The organism is Fischerella major NIES-592 (assembly GCF_001904645.1).
In the GTDB taxonomy this organism is placed as follows: domain Bacteria; phylum Cyanobacteriota; class Cyanobacteriia; order Cyanobacteriales; family Nostocaceae; genus Fischerella; species Fischerella thermalis.
The window spans coordinates 1-26,551 of the sequence record NZ_MRCA01000004.1; the positions used below are offsets into that span (position 1 = coordinate 1).

General features: G+C 39.4%; 19 protein-coding genes, 1 tRNA gene and 1 riboswitch. Of the genes, 6 read left to right on the plus strand and 14 right to left on the minus strand.

Annotated features, from left to right (window positions below; translation table 11 throughout):
- Positions 1-341: 341 nt before the first annotated feature.
- From NIES592_RS09265 to NIES592_RS09285, 6 genes are all read right to left on the minus strand, one after another.
- Positions 342-713, minus strand: a complete 372-nt coding sequence (locus NIES592_RS09265) for a hypothetical protein (RefSeq protein ID WP_062250726.1) — start codon at positions 711-713, stop codon at positions 342-344.
- Positions 676-828: a hypothetical protein gene (locus NIES592_RS25820; protein ID WP_231936212.1), complete on the minus strand. Its 153-nt coding sequence runs from the start codon at positions 826-828 to the stop codon at positions 676-678. The genes NIES592_RS09265 and NIES592_RS25820 overlap by 38 nt, the downstream gene beginning before the upstream one ends.
- A gap of 181 nt (positions 829-1,009) precedes the next feature.
- Positions 1,010-1,519, minus strand: coding sequence for a hypothetical protein (locus tag NIES592_RS09270; protein WP_009459887.1), 510 nt, complete (start codon positions 1,517-1,519; stop codon positions 1,010-1,012).
- 5 nt (positions 1,520-1,524) lie between these two features.
- Positions 1,525-2,673, minus strand: coding sequence for a ParM/StbA family protein (locus NIES592_RS09275; RefSeq protein WP_062248508.1), 1,149 nt, complete (start codon positions 2,671-2,673; stop codon positions 1,525-1,527).
- Positions 2,674-2,934: 261 nt separating this feature from the next.
- A complete protein-coding gene (locus NIES592_RS09280) occupies positions 2,935-3,549 on the minus strand; it encodes a DedA family protein (protein ID WP_062248506.1) in 615 nt (204 codons plus the stop codon).
- 109 nt (positions 3,550-3,658) lie between these two features.
- Entirely contained in the window at positions 3,659-4,750 is a 1,092-nt protein-coding gene (locus tag NIES592_RS09285; RefSeq protein ID WP_009459876.1) for a Gfo/Idh/MocA family protein, read from the minus strand.
- Between the two features lie 577 nt (positions 4,751-5,327).
- Here NIES592_RS09285 and queC point away from each other — a divergent pair.
- Positions 5,328-6,008 (plus strand): 7-cyano-7-deazaguanine synthase QueC, encoded by a 681-nt coding sequence (gene queC, locus NIES592_RS09290; RefSeq protein ID WP_062248504.1) that lies wholly within the window; start codon positions 5,328-5,330, stop codon positions 6,006-6,008.
- Positions 6,009-6,056: 48 nt separating this feature from the next.
- Here the strand turns inward: queC and NIES592_RS09295 are convergent, their stop codons facing one another.
- Together NIES592_RS09295 and NIES592_RS09300 are read right to left on the minus strand one after the other, a co-directional pair.
- Positions 6,057-7,427, minus strand: coding sequence for a hemolysin family protein (locus NIES592_RS09295; RefSeq protein ID WP_073555586.1), 1,371 nt, complete (start codon positions 7,425-7,427; stop codon positions 6,057-6,059).
- Between the two features lie 81 nt (positions 7,428-7,508).
- The gene (locus tag NIES592_RS09300) at positions 7,509-8,210 is read right to left on the minus strand and encodes a hypothetical protein (RefSeq protein ID WP_062248500.1); all 702 of its coding nucleotides are present in this window, start codon (positions 8,208-8,210) and stop codon (positions 7,509-7,511) included.
- Between the two features lie 176 nt (positions 8,211-8,386).
- Here NIES592_RS09300 and NIES592_RS09305 point away from each other — a divergent pair.
- Positions 8,387-8,459: transfer RNA gene (locus NIES592_RS09305), tRNA-Ile, on the plus strand.
- 150 nt (positions 8,460-8,609) lie between these two features.
- Here NIES592_RS09305 and NIES592_RS09310 read toward each other — a convergent pair.
- On the minus strand, positions 8,610-9,050 hold the full coding sequence (locus tag NIES592_RS09310; protein WP_062248498.1) for a hypothetical protein: 441 nt from the start codon (positions 9,048-9,050) through the stop codon (positions 8,610-8,612).
- A gap of 202 nt (positions 9,051-9,252) precedes the next feature.
- Between NIES592_RS09310 and pyrE the strand changes: the two genes are divergently transcribed.
- The gene (gene pyrE / locus NIES592_RS09315; RefSeq protein WP_073555587.1) at positions 9,253-9,873 is read left to right on the plus strand and encodes an orotate phosphoribosyltransferase; all 621 of its coding nucleotides are present in this window, start codon (positions 9,253-9,255) and stop codon (positions 9,871-9,873) included.
- A 194-nt stretch (positions 9,874-10,067) separates the two neighbouring features.
- On the opposite strand, the gene thiC is transcribed toward pyrE, so the two are convergent.
- Positions 10,068-11,447 carry a phosphomethylpyrimidine synthase gene (thiC, locus tag NIES592_RS09320; RefSeq protein WP_009459862.1) on the minus strand — a complete coding sequence of 460 codons (1,380 nt, stop codon included), beginning with the start codon at positions 11,445-11,447 and terminating at the stop codon, positions 10,068-10,070.
- Positions 11,448-11,454: 7 nt separating this feature from the next.
- Positions 11,455-11,549: riboswitch (TPP riboswitch) on the minus strand.
- Between the two features lie 1,217 nt (positions 11,550-12,766).
- Here thiC and NIES592_RS09325 point away from each other — a divergent pair.
- Positions 12,767-13,756, plus strand: a complete 990-nt coding sequence (locus NIES592_RS09325) for a terpene synthase family protein (RefSeq protein ID WP_073555588.1) — start codon at positions 12,767-12,769, stop codon at positions 13,754-13,756.
- Between the two features lie 91 nt (positions 13,757-13,847).
- Positions 13,848-15,236, plus strand: a complete 1,389-nt coding sequence (locus NIES592_RS09330; RefSeq protein WP_073555589.1) for a cytochrome P450 — start codon at positions 13,848-13,850, stop codon at positions 15,234-15,236.
- Positions 15,237-15,243: 7 nt separating this feature from the next.
- Here NIES592_RS09330 and NIES592_RS09335 read toward each other — a convergent pair whose 3' ends face one another.
- Together NIES592_RS09335 and NIES592_RS09340 are read right to left on the minus strand one after the other, a co-directional pair.
- On the minus strand, positions 15,244-20,913 hold the full coding sequence (locus NIES592_RS09335) for an ATP-binding sensor histidine kinase (protein WP_073555590.1): 5,670 nt from the start codon (positions 20,911-20,913) through the stop codon (positions 15,244-15,246).
- A gap of 324 nt (positions 20,914-21,237) precedes the next feature.
- Positions 21,238-21,813: a response regulator gene (locus tag NIES592_RS09340; protein ID WP_062248491.1), complete on the minus strand. Its 576-nt coding sequence runs from the start codon at positions 21,811-21,813 to the stop codon at positions 21,238-21,240.
- 209 nt (positions 21,814-22,022) lie between these two features.
- Between NIES592_RS09340 and lipA the strand changes: the two genes are divergently transcribed.
- Entirely contained in the window at positions 22,023-22,898 is an 876-nt protein-coding gene (gene lipA / locus NIES592_RS09345; RefSeq protein ID WP_073555591.1) for a lipoyl synthase, read from the plus strand.
- A 38-nt stretch (positions 22,899-22,936) separates the two neighbouring features.
- Here the strand turns inward: lipA and NIES592_RS09350 are convergent, their stop codons facing one another.
- Both NIES592_RS09350 and NIES592_RS09355 read right to left on the minus strand, forming a co-directional pair.
- Positions 22,937-24,580 (minus strand): alpha/beta hydrolase, encoded by a 1,644-nt coding sequence (locus NIES592_RS09350; protein WP_073555592.1) that lies wholly within the window; start codon positions 24,578-24,580, stop codon positions 22,937-22,939.
- Positions 24,581-24,777: 197 nt separating this feature from the next.
- Positions 24,778-26,274 carry an SLBB domain-containing protein gene (locus NIES592_RS09355; RefSeq protein ID WP_062248485.1) on the minus strand — a complete coding sequence of 499 codons (1,497 nt, stop codon included), beginning with the start codon at positions 26,272-26,274 and terminating at the stop codon, positions 24,778-24,780.
- Positions 26,275-26,551 lie beyond the last annotated feature (277 nt).

The window sequence follows — 26,551 nt, forward strand, 5'->3', positions numbered from 1 at the left end:
TGCATTTACTGGAGTTCCAGTAGGTGATCCTCTTGAGGCATTTAAAGCGATCGCAGATAATTAAGGTAAGTGCGATCGCAAACTTTGCGCTTTAAACAAGACTTGGAATACAGCTAGCTGTTTTATTTGTTTTATTAGCAAGTTTGTTGCCGAATTTTCTATAATGAGTAGATAATAAAGGTCAAAACTCAAGCTTACTTGTGTGTTATCCAATTATTGTCAATACCCTTTCCAATAAAAAATATAGAGGGAGAATCCTTATTATAAATTACCTACGGGAACTTACACTCAAAGGTTTCTCAGCTTTTAGTTGAAGCCTATTTTACGTGTTGTCTGATTGATTACTTCCGAACTTGAGCGCCAAACCCAGCTGCTTTAAATTGCTTAAGCTTGAGAGGAGTGGGTTGATTTGCTGCTACGGAAATTCTTAATTCAAAATCACTGATACCTGGCGGTACTTCAGGTATGGAACCAAGGCGGGTACGATTTTGCATGACTGGATCATTATTTGCATCATAGATGCGTCCAAAAATATCTGCATCGTAAACTGTTTTATAAGTTGGATTTTCAGCTTTCCCTGTGACTAGAAAACAGTTAGCTGCCATTGTAGTACCACTAGTAACCGCTCCTTTTGCTATTTCTGGTGGACACTCTTTATAAGTTATGTCAAAGAGTCTAATTTGTGTCAGTGCTATGGCAGTAGGACTGTACACCCAGGATAACAATCCAAGCAAACAGGAAAAGAATATAAGCATGAGCGATCGCAACAGCATGACGTACACCTTGAATAGTATTGAATAATAGCCAATCTACAACCCAGCTTATCAAACTTGGTAATTGTTGATTGTTGGTTGTTGGTTGTTGGTTGTCTCCCTATCACCCTTGTCTTCTTTGTCTTCCTTATCCCTAATTCGCCATGCCTAGCACTATCTAAAATATTAAACCTCCTTAATAGAAGATACTACTAAGGAGGTCAAAAACGGCACAATAATATCACACCCTGGGGTTCCTAGAAATCATCCAGATACTGACTCAGGCGGCTAATTACAGGATCAACATCTTGAGGAGGTGTGGCAGTATAAGTAGTTGTAACAGTATGATTTACAACCTCTGATACTGCTGTCGATGGTGTCGGTGACTGTATGGCTGGTGTCTGATGAACCATAATTGCCAGCTGTGCCACTTGTTGACTGAGTTGTGTCAAGTGGCGTTCCATCATCTCCAATCGATTAGATTCTTTAGCAAAAAAACGTTCCTCAAGGTCAGCTAGTTGCCTTTGTAGTTCAGATATTTGCAGTTCTACTCCTTGTGTCGGTACTGGTTGGGGAGTAGGCGGTGGGCTTGGTCTTACTGATTCCGGCACGCACAAAGCTTGCCACAGGGCCTCTTTACAAAGGTCGCTGAAAGTCTTGTTGGGATCTTTCTCCAATTGGCTTTCAATAAGCGCTAACAAACTCTCGTCAGCCACCCCTGGGTTGAACGTAACCGATTTAACCACCTTTTTTGACCATTGGAACATTATTTTTAAGCCCTAGAAGAGCGATTGGCGGATAGTTGTGCCTCTGCATAAATGAACTGCCCTAGAGCGTTAGCTTGTCGAGATGGTGATGCTAAGTGGGCATTAATTTTTGCTTCTTTCAACAGACGTTGAACGTCTTCCCAGAAGAATTCCCCACCGCCACCAGTGAGAATCACATCAGTGACGCGCTCTGGTAGCCATGCTAACACACGACTGCAAATTTCACGCGAAAACATTTCTATCAAGTTGGGCAGAAAATCATCTAGGTTGGCGGGTTTGCCTACACCTCTGGGACGGTAGTAGCGATCGCCTTTGGGACGGTTAACAGCAGCAATTAAAGCCAAAGATTGACTATCGGCTCCTTCTATTTCAGCGGCTACTAGTTCATAAAACTTACTCATACCAAAGTCTTCACTCTTAGAAGCACCTCGGGCAAAGCGGAAGTTGTCTATCATCAAGCAATCAATGGTTTGATGTCCAATATCAACAATCGCCACTGATACTTTAGTAAAATCTGGCATTGCTGCGGTTTTCTTCGGTTGGGCTTCGCACCACAAAAGACTACCATAGCCTTCTGGCATTACCCAAACCTTAGTGATGTTTAGCGATACATCTTCACCGCGAAACTTCATTGTGTGAGGGCCACTCAATTGGCTGATTAGCTGGGCTTTTTCCTTTTCAAATTGTTCTTGAGAAAGGTAAGGCAAACCCAACACAACAGATATATCATCTTTGAGCTTGAAGTAACCAGCACAAGCCAAAGTTTTTACAAGTGCATCTTCTACTTTAGATTGACCTACACCCAAATTAGCACCAAAATCGGCAGCTAGTTGACCGACAGCATATCCACTACCTTGATACTCCAACCATAAATCCATCAAAGGATCTGTTGCACGGGCTTCAAAAACGCCTCCCCGCACTTGTTCCATCGACATTTCTTTAACGTTGGCAGAGACGAATATTACATTTGCTGGTTCGCGACTAACACAAGCTTTTGTGGAGGTTCTACCTAAGTCAACACTGAGAATCTTTTTACCAGTGCTGCTACTAGCTGTTGGTGTAGGAGTAGCATTGATCGGAGTAGATGCCGATACTCTATTCATTGGTATAGCAGCGGCATTCATCGGGGTGGCTGCGGAAGGTTGGTCTGTCATGAAAGCTCCTAGTACTTACTTACCTTGAAAAAGTTACCATGCTCATCTTACAAAAATGCGTGTATCAGAAATTATTGGTTAAGGTCAACATTTAATTGAAAACCTGCCAAGAATTACTTAATAACTTAGTGTGAGCTAATTTGCCAAGGCTATGCTGAGATAAAGTCAAATAGCAGGCCACTTGTAGCAATTTGCCATTTATAGCGCTACTTTTTACACCAAAACACTTGTTTTTGGGAATCGTGATTGGGGGCAAGTTTTTTATCTTCTCCTACGTTTGTGCGTCCGCTTTAATACCAAGACAAGAAATGCTAAAAGTATAACTGCAAGCACAATTTTTGATACAGGAGCAAGGTACTTATCCACAAGTTCATATTGACTACCCAATATATATCCTGAGTATGTTAGCAAACCTACCCAAACAGCGCTACCTACAGTTGTATAAAAAATAAAAGATGGCAAAGGCATATTACTGAGTCCTGCGGGTATGGAAATCAAAGTACGAATTCCGGGTACTAGGCGTCCAAGCAGTACAGCTTTGTTACCTTGCTTGTCAAACCAATGTTTGGACTTGGTAATATCTTTACTAGTTACGGTTATCCACTTACCATATCTATCAGCCCAAACTTTTAAGCGGTTTTCCCCGAGAAATTTACCAGGATAGTACCAGATGAGTGCGCCTAGCACGGAGCCGAACAGTCCAGCTGAAAATACACCAGCAACACTGAGCTTTGTATCTGGTAAATTCGCTGTGTATCCTGCTAAGGGCATGATCAATTCCGAAGGAATAGGGGGAAAGAGGTTTTCAAGGAACATCAATAGGGCAATTCCTATATAGCCCATAGATTCGATAGTAGTTTTGATCCACTCTGTCATTGAGTCAATTCCTAAGATTACCTGAGTTCGGGTTACATAGATTAAAGGAGAGGGAAAGAGTAATTTCTTACTTCTCCCCCTCTCCTGATGTTTCACTCTCCCATTCTGCTTAAACAGTGGGTGTCAAAGATTGCACTCTCGATTCAGATTCCCAATCCAATGGGTTCCAAACTCTTTCTTCCAAAGCCATCTGCTCAATTAGACTTGCCAATCTTAAAGCTTTAAGAGCTTGTTCGCCACCAACTGAAGGTTGATTACCACCACGCACGCAGTTGACAAAATGTTCCAACTCTGCCCCCAATTTATCAGTATTGCTAGTATAAACTTTTTCAATCACACCATCTTGTTTGTAAAGCACTTGCCGATAGTCTGTCATAGAGTTAGCTATGGTGTGACGATGAATCAAAATTTCATTCTTGAGAAAATCTGCCTCTGTATATGAAGTTTTACAATGGGCGACTATACTGCGGATTTTGCGGTGAGTGACTTTGCTGGCAGTTAAGGTGGCAACAATGCCATTAGCAAATCCTAAAGTTGCAGTCACATAATCCAAATAACCAGAGTCTAAGGTACGATTACCACTAGCCGTTAATTTCACCACTGGTGAGGCGGCTAATTCCAATAGTAAGTCAATATCATGGATCATTAAATCCAGAACAACTGAGACGTCGTTGGCACGATTTGAGTAGGGACTCATGCGATGGGCTTCTAACGCCAACACTTCCTCAGTCTTCAACACTTTGCTCAATTCCTGAAAGGCTGGACTAAAGCGTTCAATGTGACCTACTTGCAGAATACAACCAGATTCGGCTGCGGCATTGACTAGAGATTCTGCCTCAGAAATACTGGCTGCGATCGGTTTTTCTACCAAAACGTGAATTCCTGCCAAAAGGCAAGAAATTCCCACAGCGTAATGTAGGCGCGTGGGAACAGCAATGCAGACCGCTTCCACATGGGGCAGCAGATCGCAGTAATCCTCAAAAAAACGCACCTTGTATCTACTGGCGGTTTCTAAGCCTCGTTCCACGTTTATATCTGCAACACCAACCAGTTCAACGTCTTTCATGGAACTTAGGATACGGGCATGATGTTGACCCATGTTACCCACCCCGATCACGCCTATGCGGATCGGGTAGGGCTGGGTACGGTGTCCGTGTCCGTTTTGTTCTCCTGCTGACATGCTGCTATCTTGCACTCTCATTCTCTCCTCAACCACCAATTTAGAGACGCTACAATCGTTGGCTTTGATACTTGAACTGCCACTGATTAGTCGTCTAAAACCATCCAGATGGTAACATAGAGGTTCTGTTTATGAAGAATTTCAAAGTTTGTTATGAGTTCCCACCATCTGGGTCTGTTTTATATACTCAGTAGAGTTTGATGTTTGTTTTTAAACTTAGCAAACTAAGAAAATTGGTGTTATTTTTGACCCGAAAAAGCAAGTATGATAACCACATATACTTAGTTAGTTACTTAGTTGGTTAAATTTAATAAATTAATTAGCGGTATAATTATCCAATTATTCCCAGTAAAAATAAATAATTTTTTTGTGAGTTAAATTACCAACTACAGAGAAGTTTTGATTGCAAAAGGCTTTATTGGAATAGCACTGGTCTGCATTAAGATCAGCAATTATTCTTGTTTGTTAACCAGAGATGGGTTTAAGAGGGTAAAGGTGTAGGAGTGTAAGAGAAATCAATTTTATCTATGCCCCTACACTCATTCCTATACTCTCGCCTACATCCCCATACCTTATGTCTCTACATCCAAGCGTGAATATGAAAGCCGTTATTTTATTGTCTGGTGGATTAGACTCTTCTACTGTTCTCTACCAAGCACTAGCTGATGGTTGCGAGTGTTACACTATTTCTTTTGACTACCAGCAACGGCATAAACGAGAGTTGCGCTCAGCATTAGCGATCGCAAAAACAGCAGGCGTAGTCCAAAATCAAATAGTAACCTTTGACTTACGGCAGTGGGGCGGTTCGGCACTTACAGACGACACTATTGATTTACCCCAAATGCGTTCCTTGGAGGAGATGTCGCAAAATATTCCTATTACCTACGTACCAGCACGGAATACTATCTTTTTGAGCTTTGCCCTTGCCTATGCCGAAACTATTACCGCCGAATGTGTCTACATCGGTATTAACGCTCTAGATTACTCTGGGTATCCTGATTGCCGCCCTGATTATATCCAAGCAATGCAGGAAGTCTTTCGTTTAGGAACGAAACAAGGACGCGAAGGCAAGACCATTAACATTGTTGCACCTCTACTTCACCTAAAAAAAACTGAAATTATTCAATTAGGTAATAAATTGGGAGTTCCTTGGGAACTGACTTGGTCTTGCTACGCTGGTGATGATGTTGCGTGTGGTGTCTGTGATGCTTGTCAGTTGCGTCTTGCTGCTTTTGCGGAACTAGGACTTAAAGATCCACTAGCTTATTCCCAAAAATAAGGTGTAGGAGTATAGAGTCTAGAAAGAAAAAATATAATTCTTACACCCTTACTCAACTAATCTTCTTACCTGAATTTGGTGCAAACGGGGCCCTTCGAGTGACGTAACAGTTAATTCTAAATTTTGGTAACGTAAAGTTTCACCTAAGGCAGGAATTTTCTGCAATTGGTATAGCATAAAGCCTGCAAGTGTTTGGTATTCTCTTCGCAAAGGCAAATTAATATGCAAGACATCGTTCAACTCTTCTAAATTTATTTGCGCTTGTACTAAGAATGTTTGATCATCAACAAACTCAATCAGCAATTCATCTTCATTTTCCGCAACACCGATATCACCAATAATTTGGGCAATTACATCTTGAATTGTTACTAGTCCAACTGTGCCGCCAAATTCATCTACTACTATTACCATGCCCAACTTTTCTTGCTGCATCATTGGTAATAATTCACTTAAGGAAGTGTGTTCTGGTACAAATCTTACTGGGCGGATTAACGGTTGAATTGGTGTTTCTAAAACTAACTTGCCTGCAACTAGGGGTTTTGCTAAGTCGTGGAAGTAAACAATACCACGAATGTCTTCTAAAGATTCTCCGATAATTGGGAAACAAGAGTAACCAGTGGCTGCCATTTGTTCAAGAAAAGTCTGCAAGGTGGCATCTTGAGGCAGCGCTACTATATTATTGCGGGGAACCATGACTGCTTGTGCTGTTACTTCCCCAAACTCAAAAACATTTTTCAGTAGTTCTCGTTCCCCAGCTTCTAATCCAGTAGATTCACGTTCTGTAGAGATAATTAATTGTAATTCTTCAGGTGTAACAGGTGGTCTCCAACTTTGACCTGTATATTCGATGCCAAACAGTCGTAACAAATAGCGAGTTGATTGGTTAAGAATCCAAATAAAAGGATTAAAAAACCTGACAATTGCTTTAACAGAAGGACCTAAAAATCTTGCCAGCTGTTCTGAATACAGCATAGCCACTGATTTGGGGCAAAGTTCTCCTAAAACAATTTGCAAGTAAGCAATGAAAAAAAAGGCAATCGGGATTGATAAAGAATGAGCGATCGCTATATTTATTCCTCCAGGAAGAGGCCACGATTGTAGCCATGATTTGATCAGAACAACAATTGTGCTTTCTCCAATCCACCCCAGCGCCAAACTTGACAGAGTAATCCCCAACTGAGTTGTAGACAACAATCGGTCTATGCTACGCTGTAGAACTTCAACGGCTAGTGCTTGTATGTCACCAGCTTCTACTAACTGATGAATACGCGATCGCCGTACTGTTACCATCGAAAATTCTGCTGTAACAAAAAAAGCATTGATGGCAATCAGTAGCAGCACTGATAACAATCGCAGCCCCACATCAGTCCAATTCAAGCTAGGAAACCCTATCACTACCAAAGCCCGTGTAAAATGCACACCCCATTTGGTAATAGGTGATTGATAATGGGTAATTAGTTGTTTTTTTATTATTACCTATTACCTATTACCTATTACCTATTACCTTCCTACAGGAATATCCGATACTTCCAACTTTAGTTGTTGAGCTGGATAATCTGTTAGAGAAAGTGAAATGCTTTTGACATCATCAAGTAAAGCTGTAGGAATGCTAATAGTACCAGTATATGTAGGGCTGTTATTAGGCAATTCTGATGGCAAACCATCTGTACTGGCACTCAGGGTTCGTCCTTTATCATCCGAGACATCTAAAAAACTATAGAGGAAGCGTACGGAATTTTTACCTTTGTTCTGCATTTTTACCCGCAGTTGCAATGCACCGCCAGAATAGCGGGCAGACTGTACCGAAAGATTTACACCTTCACTTTCAGCAGAAACAGGAAATCCTGGTTGGGGTTTTTCTTCCACTTGTTCTTGGGGCTTTTCCTCTAACTTCTGTTTGTTGCTAACAGTCTCAGTTTCCTCTTCTTCTTCTTGTTCTGATTTAGGAGCTTTGCTTTTACCCTCTATTCTTGCCTTAACAGTTTTAAGAATTTCTTCCTCTTTTAAAAGCATTAGTCCTCCATGTTGAGAGTTACCCGTCTTAGCACTGGCAAACTTGGTGGTGGGACGAGAATCAGGTGATGTTACGCCTTTGAGTGCTTTACTACCAATGTCAAATCCTAAAAAAGCACTTACAGAACCAGCTCCCAACATCAGGGCTAACAAAGTTAAAGTTAAAACTACAGTAGAATTTAGTTTCATTGCTGATAGGCTATGGCAGAAAAATATTGGTTTGTTTTAAACTCTGATTTCTAAGAGAACTTAATTAATATTAGTCTGCACTATAGCACTATCAAATTGTGTAGTGTTAAAACCTAATAAGCAAGTTGCGATCGCACGCAATTAATAAAATTGTGCTATAATCTATCAGACAACGGCCAGGGTTGGCCGAGCGGTTGAGGCAGCGAACTCATAATTCGCCTTAGGCAGGTTCAACTCCTGCACCCTGGATTTAACCTAATGTTCAATTGATTGCCAGGATTTATCCGCTTTTTTGTACCCTGGGAAAAATAATTGGTCATTACCGAGTCTACGGACAGGGAACAGTTAACCAAGAAAAACTTCGTTCCCCGTTCCCTTTTCCCTATTCCCTTTTAATATTTAGCGAGGGGGCATTTGCTCAAACCGAAACTCAGTACCAATCTTAAGCTTGTTAGCATTCAAGCCTGGAGACATTAACAGGGAAGTGTTGTAAGGATTGGGTAAATCGGGAGTACGAAGATAAGGATCATTACTAACCTGCTGGTAGAGAACATCTTGAGAGAGAATGTGAACCAACTCACTATCCCTAGCAATTTGATTTTCCGGAAAAGTATTTTGAGAAAATGAACCAGGTCCGAAAATATCGTTTATGTCACTTTGACTAGTGATACTACCGAAGAAATTAGGAGCATGTTTAAAATAAGCCCGTTCAAAAGCTTCATTTGATGTCACATAGTCATCACTTAATGTTTGTGCCTTATCTTGGGCTAAAGCCGGAATAGTGATCGCAGTACTAAACAGCACCAACAACCCACCCAAAACTCTGAATTTTAAAGCCATTTTTATTGCTCCTCTGTGTTTGCGCGAATCTTAACTTATCCTTATTGTCAGAACTTCTAGTAGCGACTGTTAGTAGTTGTTAGTTAGTAGTTAGTCGTTAACAACCAACCACCAACTACTAACATATTTTGTGGTTATGTTTTTTACGTCTGCTTACTGAGAAGTTCAACCATTGGTTTAGCACAAATTTTATTCTTTTGTAATGACCTACCAAGCTCAAACTCCTATCCATACTCACATTTGGGCAGTTAATGCTGATCTGCCGACCCTACGTAACAAATTACTGGATTTATTTTGCCAACTCGCATATCAAGAGGGTGATTTCGTCCTCTCCTCCGGACAACCTAGCTCTTATTACATCAATGGTAAACAAGTTACACTCCATCCCCAAGGTGCTTTAGCAATCGGTCGTATTCTCTTATCGCTACTACCACCAGACACTCAAGCAGTAGCTGGTTTGACATTGGGTGCAGATCCGATCGTGAGTGCGGTGAGTGTAGTTTCTGCCTATGAACACCGCCCAATACCAGCGTTAATTATTCGCAAAGAAGCCAAAGGTCATGGAACAAAAGCGTATATAGAGGGGCCAAATTTACCAGCAGGTGCAAATGTAGTGGTTTTGGAAGATGTTGTCACTACAGGACAATCGGCCATGAAAGCAATTGAACGCCTTAGAGCAGCAGATTATACAGCTAATCAAGTAATTTCTCTAGTAGACCGCCAGCAGGGTGGAGCAGAATATTACAAATCGGTAGGCTTAAATTTTCAGGCAGTATTTACGATTGAGGATATTCAGAAAAGATATCGGGAATTGAGGAATTAGTTAGGCGATCGCAGTTAGTAAATTTTATTAAACCCAGTATTATCAATCAAATTAAGGTTTGCTGGGTAGACTAACTGCTATACAGTGATGCGATCGCAAATAACAATAAATCAGACATTGTTTACGAAAGATTCACAACAAGTTGCTCATTGTATAGCCCTCACCCTCCTAAGGTGGGGGCTATATTTCAGAGACTAACCCTGTGCTACAACTTCTTTATCCTTGGCCAAAAACTTCTCCAGTTCTGTTAATGCATCTGCATCTACCTTTGTCTGCATTGGACAGAATTTGGGTCCACACATAGAGCAAAACTCAGCAGTTTTATAAATATCTGCTGGCAAAGTTTCATCATGGTATTCCCTGGCTCTATCAGGGTCGAGTGCTAATTCAAACTGGCGATTCCAGTCAAAGTTATAACGAGCCCGGGAGAGTTCATCGTCTCTGTCTCTGGCGCCAGGGCGATGCCTAGCGATATCTGCTGCATGGGCTGCAATCTTGTAAGCAATCAATCCGTTCCGTACATCTTCAGAATTTGGCAGACCCAAATGTTCTTTAGGTGTAACATAACACAACATTGCAGTACCGTACCAACCAGCCATTGCTGCACCAATAGCAGAAGTGATGTGGTCGTAACCAGGAGCAATGTCTGTTACCAACGGCCCTAGCACATAGAAAGGTGCTTCTGAACACTCTTCCATCTGCTTTTTAACATTAAACTCTATTTGATCCATCGGCACGTGTCCAGGGCCTTCAACCATCACCTGTACATCGTGTTCCCAAGCTTTACGAGTCAATTGCCCAAGGGTCTTCAGTTCTGCTAATTGGGCTTCATCAGAAGCATCATGAGTACAACCAGGACGAAGTGAGTCACCTAAGCTAAATGAGACATCATATTTCTTAAAAATCTCAATGATATCTCGAAAGTGGGTGTAAAGTGGGTTTTGTTTGTGATGGTTCAGCATCCATTTTGCCAAAATGCCACCACCACGAGAGACAATGCCAGTCAGTCGGTTTCTGACCAAAGGCAAGTGTTCAATTAAAATCCCAGCGTGGATAGTCATGTAATCTACCCCTTGCTGGGCGTGTTTCTCAATTACATGCAGAAAATCGTCAGCAGTAAGATTTTCAATCCTGCCATGTACGCTTTCTAAAGCTTGATAAACTGGCACTGTGCCAATGGGAACGGGTGAAGCTTGAATAATGGCGGTGCGAATTTCATCCAAGTTACCACCGCCAGTAGATAAATCCATGACGGTATCAGCCCCATATTTTACCGCCAGTTTTAGTTTTGCCAGTTCTTCGTTGATATCAGAAGAGTTAGGGGAAGCACCAATGTTAGCATTCACTTTACACTTAGATGCAATGCCAATACACATTGGCTCTAAGTTAGTGTGATTGATATTTGCAGGAATAATCATCCGTCCCCGCGCTACCTCATCTCTGATTAGCTCAACAGGGAGGTTTTCCCGCCTAGCGACGTAGTGCATTTCTTCAGTGATCACACCCTGACGAGCATAGTGCATTTGACTCACATTGCTCTCGCCTCTTCGCTTGGCGACCCATTCTGTCCGCATATTTGCTTTCCTCAATAAACAGCTTCCCTGCGCCGGTATTACCCGGATTCAGGTGCAAAGGGTATAATCTCAGCCTGGATACAGGCACCCCTAGCATGAGAGCTAATTTTAGCATTTTGTATAGTGGCTAAGAAGAGGAATTAACATATTTATGACTAACTTCATAACACTAAGTTTTTGTCAATAACCTCATAGGATTATATCTATTAAATAGATATATTTATTACTTTTGCAAGGATGCCTATATTGCCATCTACCAATTTCAGTATTTTGTTGAAATTTTGTTAGATAAGTTACACGTGTGTTAACTAGTGCTCCTATACGAAAATTAATAATTACTAAGTTTACTGATTTATATCCTCGTAAATAAATGGTTCTTTTTTTTACGCTGCACTTTACTAGTAACTTGCTCTACTGGTTGTTAATCAAACTAAACGTCTATTTGTAAAAATATTACACAATGTCATCAAATATTAACATACCATAAAATTACTTAACAAAAAAGTTATTTTGTTTACTTGATTTCTACAGATTTTTATACTCATAAATTTTAATTTAACCCATAACTAGCATGAAAAATACCAACCACAAAATATACTTTTATTAGCAAGTAATAAGCATCTTAATAAAGATCAAATGTGATATTAATAACATTGTATCTTTTTGTTTTAATTAAGATTAATAATTCTAGGTAATTACGGATAGCTTTTTAATAAAAAATTAAACATTATAATATTTATCAATGGTTTTAAGACAAAAATATAGTAAAACAATGCAGGCAGTGTAGGCAATTTTTCCAAAAATTGATTTTAATACTGTTTAGTTGTTTATATAGCTAACATAATGTCTAAAACCTGGTCTTTCCGAAAATAAGGATGTAAATAAGTTCATCCCTATTTATTGGTTGGTTTATCTTTTTTATGTCTAAAAATATAATCATCGACCCCAGATAAAGCTTAGTTATACTATCAGCTTTATTTCAGCTTTATTTAGATTGCGTATCGTAATAAAGAGTACACTATGTGGATTTATACTGCAACTAAATAATCATCTAATTTAACTTAGAGATATGTGTGCAAATGCCTTCAAAAACATATAGTGCAGCTGATTGCAGATACAGTTGTCCTTTGTAACGCTAAGGATGAGTTTTGAGTCATCGCTAAAGGCTTCAACTTATTATCTTTTAAATCAAATAAGTTTGCTACAGATATTTAGTCACAAAGTAAATCCTACCAATATCAATATTTTCTTTAATTCGATACGAATTTTGACTTATGGGGTTAAGTTGATTTGCTGTTTACTTGAATTGTAAAGCTTCTATGAATGAATTTACCTTACCTGAATTATACTGCCCGTTTCCATATCAAATTAACAAGTATGCCGACGTTTTAGAAAAACATGCTCTTGAATGGGTGCTTAAATACAACCTTTTAATTGATCAATCATATTACCAGTATTTCTGTAAGTCAAAAATTTTTTTACTAATAGCAGGTTCATATCCTTACTGTGACTTAGAAGAACTTAAGGTGGCTAATGACTGGTTAACTTGGATGATATTTTTGGATGATTATTATGATACTTCGCATTTTAAAAATAAACCCGAATTAATCACAAAATTACATAATAGATTTTTTGAAATCTTAAGTGGTGCAGAAATTACAAATCAAGATACACCCCATAGTCGTGCTTTAAATAACTTACGACATCGGACACTTCAAATCGGAAATCCTAGATGGTTCCATTTCTTTGTTTGCGCCCTTAGTGAATTTCTAGATGGGTGTGTTCAAGAAGCTCACAATCGCGCCAATGGCATTTTACCGGATATTGAAACCTATATTATTCTACGTAGGTTAACTGGAGGAATGGGGCCTTTATTTGAATTAATAGAATTTTGTAATCATTTGGAGATTCCCTATTTTTTATTGCGAGAAAACATCATTTTGAAAAAATTAAAAATGATGTCAAACAATATTATTTGCTGGTGCAACGATGTCTACTCTATACCCAAAGAGCTTAGAATTGGCGATCCGCACAATTTAGTACTGTTACTCAAGAATCACAAGAAAATTTCTCTGAAACATGCAATTACACAGGTTTCAGAAATGCACGATCAAGAAGTACAAAGGATAATAGAGCTAGAATCAACTCTTCCATGTTTTGGACAAGAGTTAGATGCTGAATTAGCTAAATATATATCAGGAATTCATGCCTGGATAGCTAGTCATTTTCACTGGTATTCCCATTCTGGTCGCTATGAAGTTACAGAAAAGCTAGCACTAGAAGAAGATGTGAAACTGGTTAATGCTTAAAGAATAACAGTCTACTTCTAAGCAACAATTACTCTAGATATCATGCTGATGCATGAGTAATTGTATAATTTATTTATGGATAAAAACTTATATGCAATTACCCAATCGTCTTGCAATTCCCTCTTTTCTTCAAAAACTCCATTGGGCTATTGATCCTGTGACATATTTTGAGAGAGCAGCTGAGCAATATTCTGATATTTTCACTGCTCAAATAGTTGGTTTTGGAGACACTGTAGTATTCATCACTCATCCTCAAGCAATACAAGAAATTTTTACGAATGATAGAAAGAAGTTTACTGCTGCTGGTAAATTAAACAGGCTCATGCAACCTTTGCTGGGGGAGAAATCATTATTGTCGCTAGACGGCGATAGACACAAACGTCGGCGACAACTCTTAATGCCCTCTTTTCATGGAGAGCGGATACGAGCCTATGGTCAGCTAATCTGTAATATAACCGAACAAATATTGAGTGAAGTACCACAAAATCAGCCATTCTTGGCTCACACTGTAATGCAGAAGATTTCCCTACAAGTCATCTTAAAGGTTGTTTTTGGCTTGAATGAGGGAGAGCGTTGCCAAAAAATCCAATATCTGATGCCATTACTTTTAGATATTTTTCGATCCCCTTTAACGTCTAGCTTCTTCCTTTTTTCTTTCCTACAAAAAGATATAGGAGCTTGGAGTCCATGGGGAAAATTTCTGTGCCAACGACAACAATTGGATGAATTGATATATGCTGAAATAGCTGAACGTCGTAACCAGCAAGATCCTGAACGCATCGATATACTCTCATTGTTAATGTCTGCCTGTGATGAAAACGGCCAATCGATGACCGATCAGGAGCTGCGTGATGAGTTAATGACTCTGGTATTTGCTGGACATGAAACAACAGCAACATCAATGGCTTGGGGGTTGTATTGGATTCATCACTTACCGGAAGTTCATGAGAAACTCAAAAAAGAACTTGATACTCTTGAAAATTCTCCAGACCCTATGAGAATTTTCCATCTTCCTTACTTGAGTGCTATTTGTAACGAAACCTTGCGAATTACTCCCGCTGTACCATTTACACCACCCAGAATGGTACGTGACACAGTGGAATTACTTGGACATCAATTAGAGCCTGGGACTGTAGTAATTCCTTCGATTTATTTAACTCATCGACGTGAGGATATATACCCACAACCTCAACAATTTAAGCCAGAGCGTTTTCTTGAACGGCAATTTTCCCCCTATGAATTTATACCATTCGGTGGTGGTGCCCGTAGCTGTATTGGTCAGGCTTTGGCAATGTTTCAAATGAAGCTAGTATTGACAACAATTTTGTCGCACTATCAACTTGCATTAGTGGAAAAGCAACCTGAGAGACTTCAGCGTCGAGGTGTTGTGCTTGGACCTGGTAATGGAGTCAAGATGGTAATTACAAAAAGGCGTAAGCAGCAAGAGCCTGAATTTGACTACACTTATAATGCTGTTTGATACTTATTCACTGTTGTATTGGAATCTCTATCACAAATTCAGTCCCTTGTCCTGGTTTAGAATCGCAGATTAGCTTACCCTTATGTTTGTCTACAACAATTTGATAGCTAATCGATAATCCTAAACCTGTCCCGCTTCCAACTGGTTTTGTAGTAAAAAATGGGTCAAAGATTTTTTGTTGTATTTCAGTGTTGATACCAGGGCCATTATCGGCAATACAAATTTTGACAGTATTTTTATTTGCTAACTCAGTAATAATCCGAATTTTAGGGGCTGGGGACTGGTGGTTATTTCTATTTCCTTCGTCGAGCGCATCGATCGCATTAGACAAAATATTCATAAACACCTGATTTAACTGACCAGCATAACAAGTCAACTCTGGCAATTCTCCATATTCTTTGATGACTTGTATCTCAGGACGATCATTATTTGCTTTCAGCTTGTGTTGTAAGATCATCAAAGTATTGTCGATGCCTTCATGAATATCTACATGCTTCATGTCAGCTTCATCTAAGCGGGAGAAGTTGCGTAAACCCAAAACAATATTGCGGATACGCGACGTTCCTACATTCATAGAATCCAAAACTTTAGGTAGGTCTTGCACTAAGAAATCTAGATCTATTTCTTCAGACTTCTCTGCAACTTGAGCAGAGGGATTGGGTAATTCATGTTGATAAATAGCAATCAACTCTAATAAATCTTGCACATATTCTTGTGCATGAGTAATGTTCCCATGAATAAAGTTGATGGGGTTATTGATTTCATGGGCAATTCCGGCTACCATTTGCCCTAAACTAGACATTTTTTCACTTTGAATCAGTTGCGTTTGGGCGTTTTGCAAATTCACTATTGCTTGTTTTAAGCGCTGATTATTCTCGTTAAGTTCCTGTGTTCTGCGTTCGACTTTCTCTTCTAAAGTATGACTATATTCCTCCAAGCGTTCTTTCGCTTGTGCCAAATATTTGTAGAGGATAGCATTCTCAAGAGAGATTGCTGCTTGGGTCGTAATTACTTGCAGAAGTTCTAGGCGATCGCGTGTAAACGCTCCTGTTGTCAGATTATTTTCTAGATACAATATACCAAGGAGTTTCCCCTGATTAATAATCGGAATACATAACAGACTTTTGGGTCGCTCACGCAGGATATAGCGATCATTGGCGATAAAATCTTCTAATTTGGCATCATCAACAACAAATATTTCTTTCGTACGTTTGACATAATTAATCAAATTAACTGGCAAATCATAGCTACAAGAAAGGCTAATGTTAGGGAATTCTGTGTAAGTAGATGCTAAATTAGAGTTGGAACTCATAGCAGTAACAGTTAAGTCCAAATCATCACCTGAACTCAGCATTAAAGCGCATTTGGAGGCTCCTGCATTTTCCATGACTACTTTCATTAAAGTAGATAATAACTGCTCCAGTTCAATTTCTCTAGACAGTGCTTGTGAGGCTCTAATTACAGTAGTTAAATCTAAATAATTAGATACACTTGCGCAAGAGCTAATGAAAGTTTGGTGACTGTTTTGTGTAGATAAAGTGGCGTGATGAGAAAGAGTAAATTTTTCACTGGTATATGTACTTAGTTTACCTTGCTGGAGAATAGGAGCAAGTAATTGGGGATAGCGTTTTGCCAAATCGTCAACTTTGGCTTTTGCTCCCCAGCGCAAATAACAATAATATGCATCAGTAAGATAGCTTTTGGCTATCTTATGTTTGCCCCATTCTAAATAAAATCTAGCGGCAAGTTCATTAGCGAGAGCTTCTTCATTTATATATTCGTATTCTTTGGCAAGAGCAATGGCACGATCATAAGAGTCAATCGCTTCCAAATATTGACCTAAAACTCGATACCTTTCTGCTTCTACTAAATAATATTTGTGCAGATAATTCATTGGAGCATGATGCCCCCATTTCTGCATTTTGTTCTGATTAGCTTGTATTCTATCAAGGATGGAATGTTGTTCAGAAATGGGTACTTGTGAATATACTGCTAGTCGCACCAATGAATCATAAAAATGAAAAAGAGGAAAAACTAACTGTCCTATTCCACCCTGTAAATATTTTTCCGCCATGTTAGCATTTTCTATACCTTGATGAAATTCTTGAAATAAATAACAAAGATATAGTTTATTGAAAAATAGAAACAAAAGTCCCATGACATCATTATTTTGCAGGTGAATAGGTAACATATTTTCCTCATCATATGATTCACCGCTTAAATGATAGTTATTCTCCCCACTTTCTAATACATTCAAAACACTCTGGTGATAAATTTCATTCCAATGAAATACTATTTTTTGGTTGATTTCAGCTATAGCCTTGCTGTAGTTTGCGATCTCCTGTTTTAGCTCTGTCAGTTCTTTACCTATAAAATATGAATAGTAGCAATAAGCATTTAAAGCATAAGCACTGTATTCTAAATCTCCAGTTTCTAGTCCAGCAAAGTAAGCTTCCAGTATAGATTTTAATATTTTGCTAGCATGTTCTTTCCAATGCCTGATAATGATATTAAATGACCCTATAGTCTTGGCTTTGACTTCTTTAGCATTGAACTTAGTCAGCAAATTTGTACCTAATTTACCAAACTGATAGCCAGATTCAATATCTCCTATTACCCCACACAAAAATAAACCGTAATTAACGTATACACACGCAGAAAATAAGGTATTGCCGTATTTCAGAGATAAATGAATTTGTCGAAAGCAAATTAGTGGATATAATTCAGGAGCAGATAGATAGGCGTAGCTACTTACAGTTGATAAAATGCGCATAACTGCTAATGGTTTATCTTCCTTCATTTCTGGAAGGTCAACTAAGTCCTCAATGGGTCTCCCATTTAAATTTGAAGTTATTTCTGCCATTGCTAGCTGTATATCAGATTGGGTAGGATTCTCAGGAAATTCTACTCCTAGCTGTTTGAGAACTATAAGCGCAGTTTTGACTGCTTTTAGTGCTTGGTTCTGTGCTCCATAAGCTTTAATCATTACTTCATAAACTTTTACTTTTTCTAGTAATGTTTTAGCTTTTGCTAAAACTATCTGGACAAGTTGTTCTGTCTGCTCAAAATCACCAAGTAGGTATGCTACCTCCGCTGCTGTTTCATACAAAGATAGGGTCAGCTCATATTTTCTCTCCCAGCTATCATCTTTTAAGAGTTCGATACCAGTAGTTAAATACTTCATTGCTGTTGCATAAGCGGTTGATGCTAAAGCTCTACATCCAGCGATGAAATTCATATTAGCGAGCTTGTCAATTTCTACTGGATTAGTAATTAAATCTAATGCAATATTGAACTGATTGACGAGAGAAAATATATTTTCTTCCCAATTTTGAATTGGGATTTTTTTCAATAACTGCTTGCCTATTTTGAGATGAATTGATTTTTTGTTATCTTCAGGAATTAATGAATAAGCAGCTTGTTGGACTCGATCATGGACAAATTTATATTTTGGTAATTGATTATTGGTAATTGGTAATTCAATCGATTGCTTATCATTACATCTGATCAACGTCTGATTACTTTCTCGAATAAATAACTTGTAATCATCAGTTTCAGGTATAACTAATCCTTCGTGTAAGGCTGTCCACAAATCTGAAGCTGTATCTATCGCATTCTTTTCATAAACAATTGATAGTGTTTTGAGATCAAATTGATTTCCAATACATGCTGCTAATTTCAGGACTTCTTGTGTATGTTTCGGCAACTTTTCTAGTTGCATAGCCATAAACTTGACAATGTCGTCTGTAAGGGACAACGTCATAATTTCTGACAGATTATATTGCCAATAACCAACATCAAAATGAAATTTAATTAATTGCTCTGCGTGCAGAGACTTAAGAAACTGATTAGTAAAAAATGGATTGCCTTTTGTTTTGGCAAACACCATTTGAGTTAGAGGAATAGCAAGCGCTTCCGAGCAATGAAGAGTGTCAGCAATCAAGCGATTTAAATCACTTTGATTTAATGATTTTAGTGTAATGATATTAATAAATCCTCTATTTTTCTCGATTTCATTGATTGTTAAATAGAGTGGATGTGTTCTAGAAACTTCATTATCTCTATATGCACCTATTAGTAATATACTTCCTTGATTACTACCTATTTCTTCTGCTTCATACTCTCGTTTGTCTTCTGATTTAGTAGAATACAAGAGAGGAGACTGCCTGGAAGTTGCGAGTAATTGAATGAATTTTAGAGAAGCAGTATCTGCCCATTGTAAATCATCCAAAAATATTACCAAAGGATGTTCTTTACTAGTAAAAATCTGGATAAGTCTTTGAAATAATAAATTAAATCTATTTTCGGCTGCATTGCCAGACAGTTCATCAACAGGAGGTTGCTTACCAATTATTTTTTCCAGTTGAGGAATGACATTAATAATGACTTGAGCTTGCTCGCCCAAAGCCGCCAAAATTTTGGCTTTCCATAGTTGAATTTCAGCATTAGATTCTAATAATAATTGCCTGATTAGATCGCGAAAAGCTTCCACCCAACCAGCAAAAGGAATATCGCGTTGAAATTGGTCAAATTTTCCTCTAATGAAGTAGCTGTGGTGACGGGCGATGGGTTTGTGAACTTCATTAACTACAGCAGTTTTCCCGACACCAGGATCACCAACAACCAATATAATTTCGATTTCCCTTAATTCATTTGTAAGGGGATTAGCAAGACGTTCAAAAGCAGTGAGTAAAGTTTCTACTTCCCGTTGACGACCATAGAGTTTTTCGGGAATAAGAAAACGGTCTGAGATATCGCGAGTTGCTAACTCAAATGTATCGATCTTGCCAGTCTCTTGTAACTGTTGTTTGCATATCTCTAAGTCGTGCTTTAAACCCAAAGCACTCTGATAGCGATCTTCAGCATTTTTTGCCATTAGCTTGCTGATGATATCAGACAAGATTGGTGGAATTCTAGAATTAATTTGGCTAGCTTTTGGCGCTTCTTTGGCAATGTGAGAGTAGACTAACTCCATTGAATCAGCAGCAGTGAAGGGTAAATGTCCTGTGAGGAGTTCAAAGAAGGTGACGCCAAGGGAATAAAAGTCAGTGCGGTAGTCAATTCCGCGATTCATTCGTCCAGTTTGTTCTGGAGAAATATAGGATAATGTACCTTCTAAAACATTGGGATTGGTCAGACATTGAACTTCTCTTGGCAAAATAGAAGCAATACTGAAGTCAATAATTTTGATCTCTTTTGTAGTAGGGTTGATCAAAATATTGGCGGGTTTGATATCTTTATGAATGACACGTTGACGATGCAGTTGGTCAAGGATGGAAGTAATTTGAATGCTAATATCAAGAAAATCACTAATAGATAATTCAAATTTATTTATATCCCCAAAACCAGAGTGTTCGCTACTTTTTTTATCTAGCCATTGTTGAAGTGAAATGCCACCAAAGTCTTCCATGACTATGGCATAACCATTGCGATAATTTTCTAAATTATAAGTTTTAATTATACCTGGAAAATCAAGTTTTTTGCTAATTGTATACTGATTGCGAAATTGGGCCAGTTCATTGAGGCTAGGGTATTCATTCCGCATCAATTTGATGATTACAGGTTGTTGGTCTTGCTCTCTAATACCCCGATAAACACTAGTTCTACTACCCAAGTAAATTTGCTCAGTAATGTGATAGCCAGGAAAGGGAATAATTTTATCTATTGGTAATAACATTCTTTTAGCCAAGTCTAATTATGGTGTTTATAAATTTAGTATTCCCACTGGTTGATTACTGATATCATCTAATTTCAGAGAATTATGTATATTTTGTATAATATAAATAGCGGTTTGCAGTTGGGTGCGGTACAGGAAAAAACGAACACGGATGAACACAGATGCACACTGATAAAGCTGTACTTCATCCAAACGATAAGCGCTATAAGTAAACTCATAAATAGACTATATAAAGAAGTGATATAAATTAATAATTGTTCAAACAAAAAAGCCTGCTTCAGCAGGCTAGTAGCTCTAGTTGTGAGCATAAAATTTGAATTGAGACTACTTGATTTTCTGTTTTATAAAGGTTACAATCTGAGCTAATTGTTTCTTCAAAGCGTCTATTTCCGTTTGCATTTTGACTATTTTTTCATTCAATGCTTGAATCTCATTAGCCGAGGAAGTAATGGCTGCATCAGGAGTTGGTGTAGCATTGTTCTCAGTAGTAGATGCGGCTACTGGTGCAGGTTCTTGGCGTGGCTGTTTAGCTTTTGTCATGGCTGACTTAATTGCGCCAATGAGTTGCTTTTGATCAAAAGGCTTACCAAGAAATTCAAAATTTTCAAAAGGTTCTGAAATTTTCTCTGTAACCTCTTCCTTGCGACCAGACATGATAACTAGGGGAATTTTCCTGAGTTCTGGTTGGGATTGAATCTGCTGAAATACTTCCCAGCCGCTCATTTTTGGCAACAGGAAATCCAACATTATTAGGCTGAATTTTTCCTGACGGATTAGATTAAGTCCTTCTACGCCGTCTTTTGCTTCCAATACATCAAAGTTGCCCGGAGGCAACATTTCTCGTACTTTTACCCGGACAACTGTAGTGTCATCGATAACTAGAACTTTGTTACTTGCCACGACTGTTTGCTCTAACAGAAACTTTAGGTTTTGATACGGTTTTTACTGCCTTACGGCTCTTGAATTCTCCCACTATACTCAATATTTATCTTGATTGGGGGATAGTATTTTCCTGGAGAAACTTTGATGTATGAAAGTGTTTTAACTAACTTCGGCTTTGATTGACTGTAATTTATGTCATGGTGATAAAGAAGGATGAAGGATAAAGGATGAAGGCTGAAAGAAACAATAAGTCTGAAATTGCTGCCATGCCAACATGGTTGCGTCGCCCTATTGGCAAAGCTAGTGAACTCTCGACGGTACAACGTATTATCAAGCAGCGCCAGATTCACACGATTTGTGAAGAAGGACGTTGTCCGAATCGAGGAGAGTGTTACGCTCAAAAAACCGCGACTTTTTTACTCATGGGACCGACTTGCACTAGATCTTGTGCTTTTTGTCAAGTAGATAAAGGACATGCACCTATGCCTTTAGACCCAGAAGAACCTAAAAAGGTGGCAGAAGCTGTACAAATTTTGGGATTACGTTATGTGGTGCTGACTTCTGTAGCCCGTGATGATTTATCCGATCAGGGTGCTGGTTGGTTTGTGAAGACAATAGAGGCGATTCGGCAACTGAACCCAGAGACTGAAATTGAGGTGTTAACTCCAGATTTTTACGGTGAACGGCAACGTATAGCTGCGATCACTAACGCCAAACCAGCTTGTTATAACCATAATATCGAGACAGTAAGACGTTTAACCGGGCCTGTACGCCGAGGTGCAAAGTATGATCGCTCGCTTTTAGTTTTACAAATTGTTAAAGAAATCGATCCCACCATCCCCACTAAATCTGGTTTGATGTTGGGACATGGAGAAACTGTGGAAGAAGTCATCGAAACTATGGCAGATCTCCGTAAAGTCAAATGCGATCGCCTGACAATTGGTCAGTATATGCGTCCTTCATTAGAACATTTACCAGTGCAAAAATACTGGACACCATCAGAATTCGATAAATTGGGTGCGATCGCCAAAGAAATGGGCTTTAGCCACGTCCGTTCCGGTCCTCTAGTTCGCAGTTCCTATCATGCTGGAGAGGAAGGGTAGGGAGAGTGCGAGGGTTATGAGGGGATAGTTTTCCCCTTTCACTGACCCACCAACTTCAGCCACGGTTTAAGATTTGCTGGTAATTCTGAAACAAGACTTAACGGCAGTTGTGATGTAGAGAGAGATTGAGCGTAAGCTGGTGTCAGAAATGGTTGATAGGTTTTGGCTTCTGGTGTCTGTTGTTTGACAAACGCCAAACTCACACCTTGCAGCAACTGACGTAAGGCTTTGGTTTCTTCACCCCGCCGTTCTCTGACAATAGTAGTAGCATCACTAGCCTGATATGTAGGATCGCTAATACTTAAGTGCGTACCACCAACAGCACTAAGTAAATATTTTTCGCCTCCTAATTGGCTAAAGGGTGTGATTTGATGCTTGAGTGCGGGAGTGAGAGCATCTTCGGTTCCAGTTAAAATTAGAACTGGTTGTTTGACTGGAGCTAGCCCGTTTTTACCAAAGAGATTACCAACCAGAGGATTAAGAGCGATCGCACTTTTTACCCTTTCATCTTTAAGCCGCAGTTTTTGTTCTGGTAGAGAAGCGGCTGCACACTGCAACCAGTCACCAGGAGCTTGGCCAAAACTTAAAGAATCTTTGCAGAATTGCCGCAATTGTGGCAAATCAACCTCTGCTCCTAGCAAAGCTAAGGCAGTATAACCGCCTAAAGAGTGACCGATGACAGTAACTTTATCTGTATTGAATTTTCCTTGCAGTTGTCCCGGTTGGTTATCCAGTTTCGCCAGTTCATTGAGTGTGAAGCTAATATCTTTGGGTCTGTCAATAAATTCAGTCTCTGGTAGTAACTTCTGAAGATTGGGTTGATTTGAGTTTCTACTAATAGCTGTGACGTTGCTACCTGGATGTTCAATTGCCGCGACCGTAATACCGTAAGAAGCAAGATGACGCGCCAAATACCTCAAAAATCTACGATTTGCCCCAAATCCGTGAGAAATTACAACCATGGGATTTTGGCGATCGCCATTACTCCAATAAATATCTACGGGTATAGTACGATTCCGTTGTCGGTCTTGCAGGATGAATGTTTGTTGCTGGACTGTTTGTTTCCCAGGAGCAGCAGGACTGAAGTTTGTTTTTAGCAGTGTGCTATTTTTAGCACTTAATTCACGTGATAATACTGCCCCAAAAATTTGGCTTTGCCAGTAGCTGGGGTTTAATTCCAGTGCCACAGAGATTGCCTGAGATGCGTCTACTGTTACATTTTCTTGGGGGTAGGCTCGTAAAAAACCCAGCGCACTCAGACCATTGACTTGCCGTAGTGCTAAATTGAGGGTTGCTTGCAGACTTTCGGCGCTACTACCTGGTATTACAGCCGTCAACGATGAGATAAATTGTTTGCCTACTGGGTTTTGTTTTAATTCTGCAACGAATTTGTCAGCAACAGCTGGATCTATTTCCAGACGCTTTGTGAGTAATTCTCTAATTTGAGGTGTCAGTATAGATGAAAATAGTTGCAGATTTTCTGGTAAATCTCCGGTTTTGGCAAATTTTTCTAAATCCGCGATCGCTACTGACTGTTGAAATGGCCCTAAGCGAATAGTAACTGTTTCTGCCCCTAGAGTTGCAGGCATGGCTGCACCCCAACTTAAAGCTAAAGTCAGGCTACACAGTAATGACTGTCTCCAGGATACATAACGTCGCTGTCTGCTAAGCTCAAATCGCATACTAGTCACTAGTTATTGGTAACTCATATGACTTAATGACATTATCAGTCTACAAACAGTTTCGTATCAGCCAACAGTTATCAGTTATAGGGGTATGGTAAGCAAATGTGATCTGCTAGCAAAACTTTTCAGAATATTGATATGGGATTTAGACCCAGGAATAAAACTGATAACTGTTTACTGATAACTGTTTACTGTTAAAACCCGGTGAGTACAGATCTAATAATACCTAAGACAGTACCTATTGGATTAAAGATAGCGCCTATAGAATCACCAGTTAGAGCTGCATTAGAACGGTTAACAACTATAACGTCATTATTGCGAAGTATGGGGTTGGTTTTCTCGTTAATTCCTGCGGAGAAATTAATTTTCACTCTACGCTTGGTGACAGAACCATCGGGATTGAGACGAATCAAGTCAACGGTGGAACTTCTGGCTCTAGCATCATTAAATCCACCTGCTGCCAGCACAGCTTGATTCAATGTACTATTGGGCAGAATTTCAACTCTTCCTGGATTTTTGACTTCCCCTACCACACCAACTTGAATGCGTGACGGAGACAGAGTAGTGTTTGCTAGTTGCGTAGCTTCTGCTGGATTGACTTCTGTAGCAGTGGGGATAACAATAGTATCACCATCTTGGACAACGATGTCTTGATTAATATCACCACTTTGCAGTAATTGCCAGAAATTGACCCTAATTTGTTGCTCTGTGCCAGTTCTTGTGGGTCGGCGAATAACTATATCGCGAATATTAGCTTGTGGTGTGATCCCGCCAGCAAGTTGAATTGCTCGTGATACAGTAGGTTGACCAGAAATAGCTGGCGCATTAGTTCCTATTGTAGTTCCAGTACCTGCACCCTCTGCTTGTCCTTGAGTGACAAGGTATGTACCTGGACGGTTAACTTCACCAGTCACTACTACTGAACGAGGTTGGGTGATATCAGCAGCAAAGCTAGCGGCAGATAAGTTGCGTGCATCTGCCAAATTCAAGCTAGTTGCTGTTGGTACAAAAATAGTATCGCCATCCCGCAGAGTAACATCTTGTGGTAAAGTGCCTGTTTGGATGTATTTCTTTAAATCGAGGGTAATGACTTGTTCTGGACCGTATCCCAACCTGCGCCGTAGTTGTACTTGGGTGATGTCTGCGGCTTGTGTTACCCCTTGAGCCGTTGTCAGTGCCGACATCACGGTTGGATATTGCACACCAGGATCTTGACCTGCACCTCCTGATAAGCTGAGACTATAAGCTCCTGGTCGTGATACCTCTCCAGCTACGGTCACATTAATGGGGCGAGGCGATAACAAATTCACTGAAATGATGGGACGCTTCAAATAAGTTCTGTAAGCACACTCAATCACGTTAGCAGCTTGCTCTGTTGAAAGACCTTGAACAGGGACAGTGCCAATAAGAGCTAAATTGATTGCTCCACCAGGAGGAATGGTGTATTCCCCAGTATATTCTTCAACTTCAAAGACATTGACACGGATGCGATCGCCACCACCTAATGTATAACCTGTATACGAAGCTTGTGTATTTCTACTGTCAGCCAATTCTTGGTCTAAGCACTGTTTCACAGTGGGTGTCTGTGTTTGAGCCATGACCGCAGGTAAGAAGTTTGTCAACGCTAGGGTGAAAAACAGCAACCCTGCCACTGGTTGACTAAAAAGTTTCCACAAACTTGTGTTAAGCATATTTACCTGAAATACCATGAGTAAAGCACTGTCTTATCAGTTTATCGTTGACTATACTTAAATATTCGGGTTCCCTAATAATATTATTTTCTGAAAAAACCGTATTCTTCAGAAAAGAGATTGTATGTGCAATTTGAATTTTTAATGAAGCTAATTTCAAGCGGCTTTTAAAAATACTCCAGAATTATACAAATAATTGTGGCAATAATTACAATGTATTTAGTTGGTGGTTGGTTGTTATTAGTTTATTTCTGAATATAGTGATTAATCACTAATG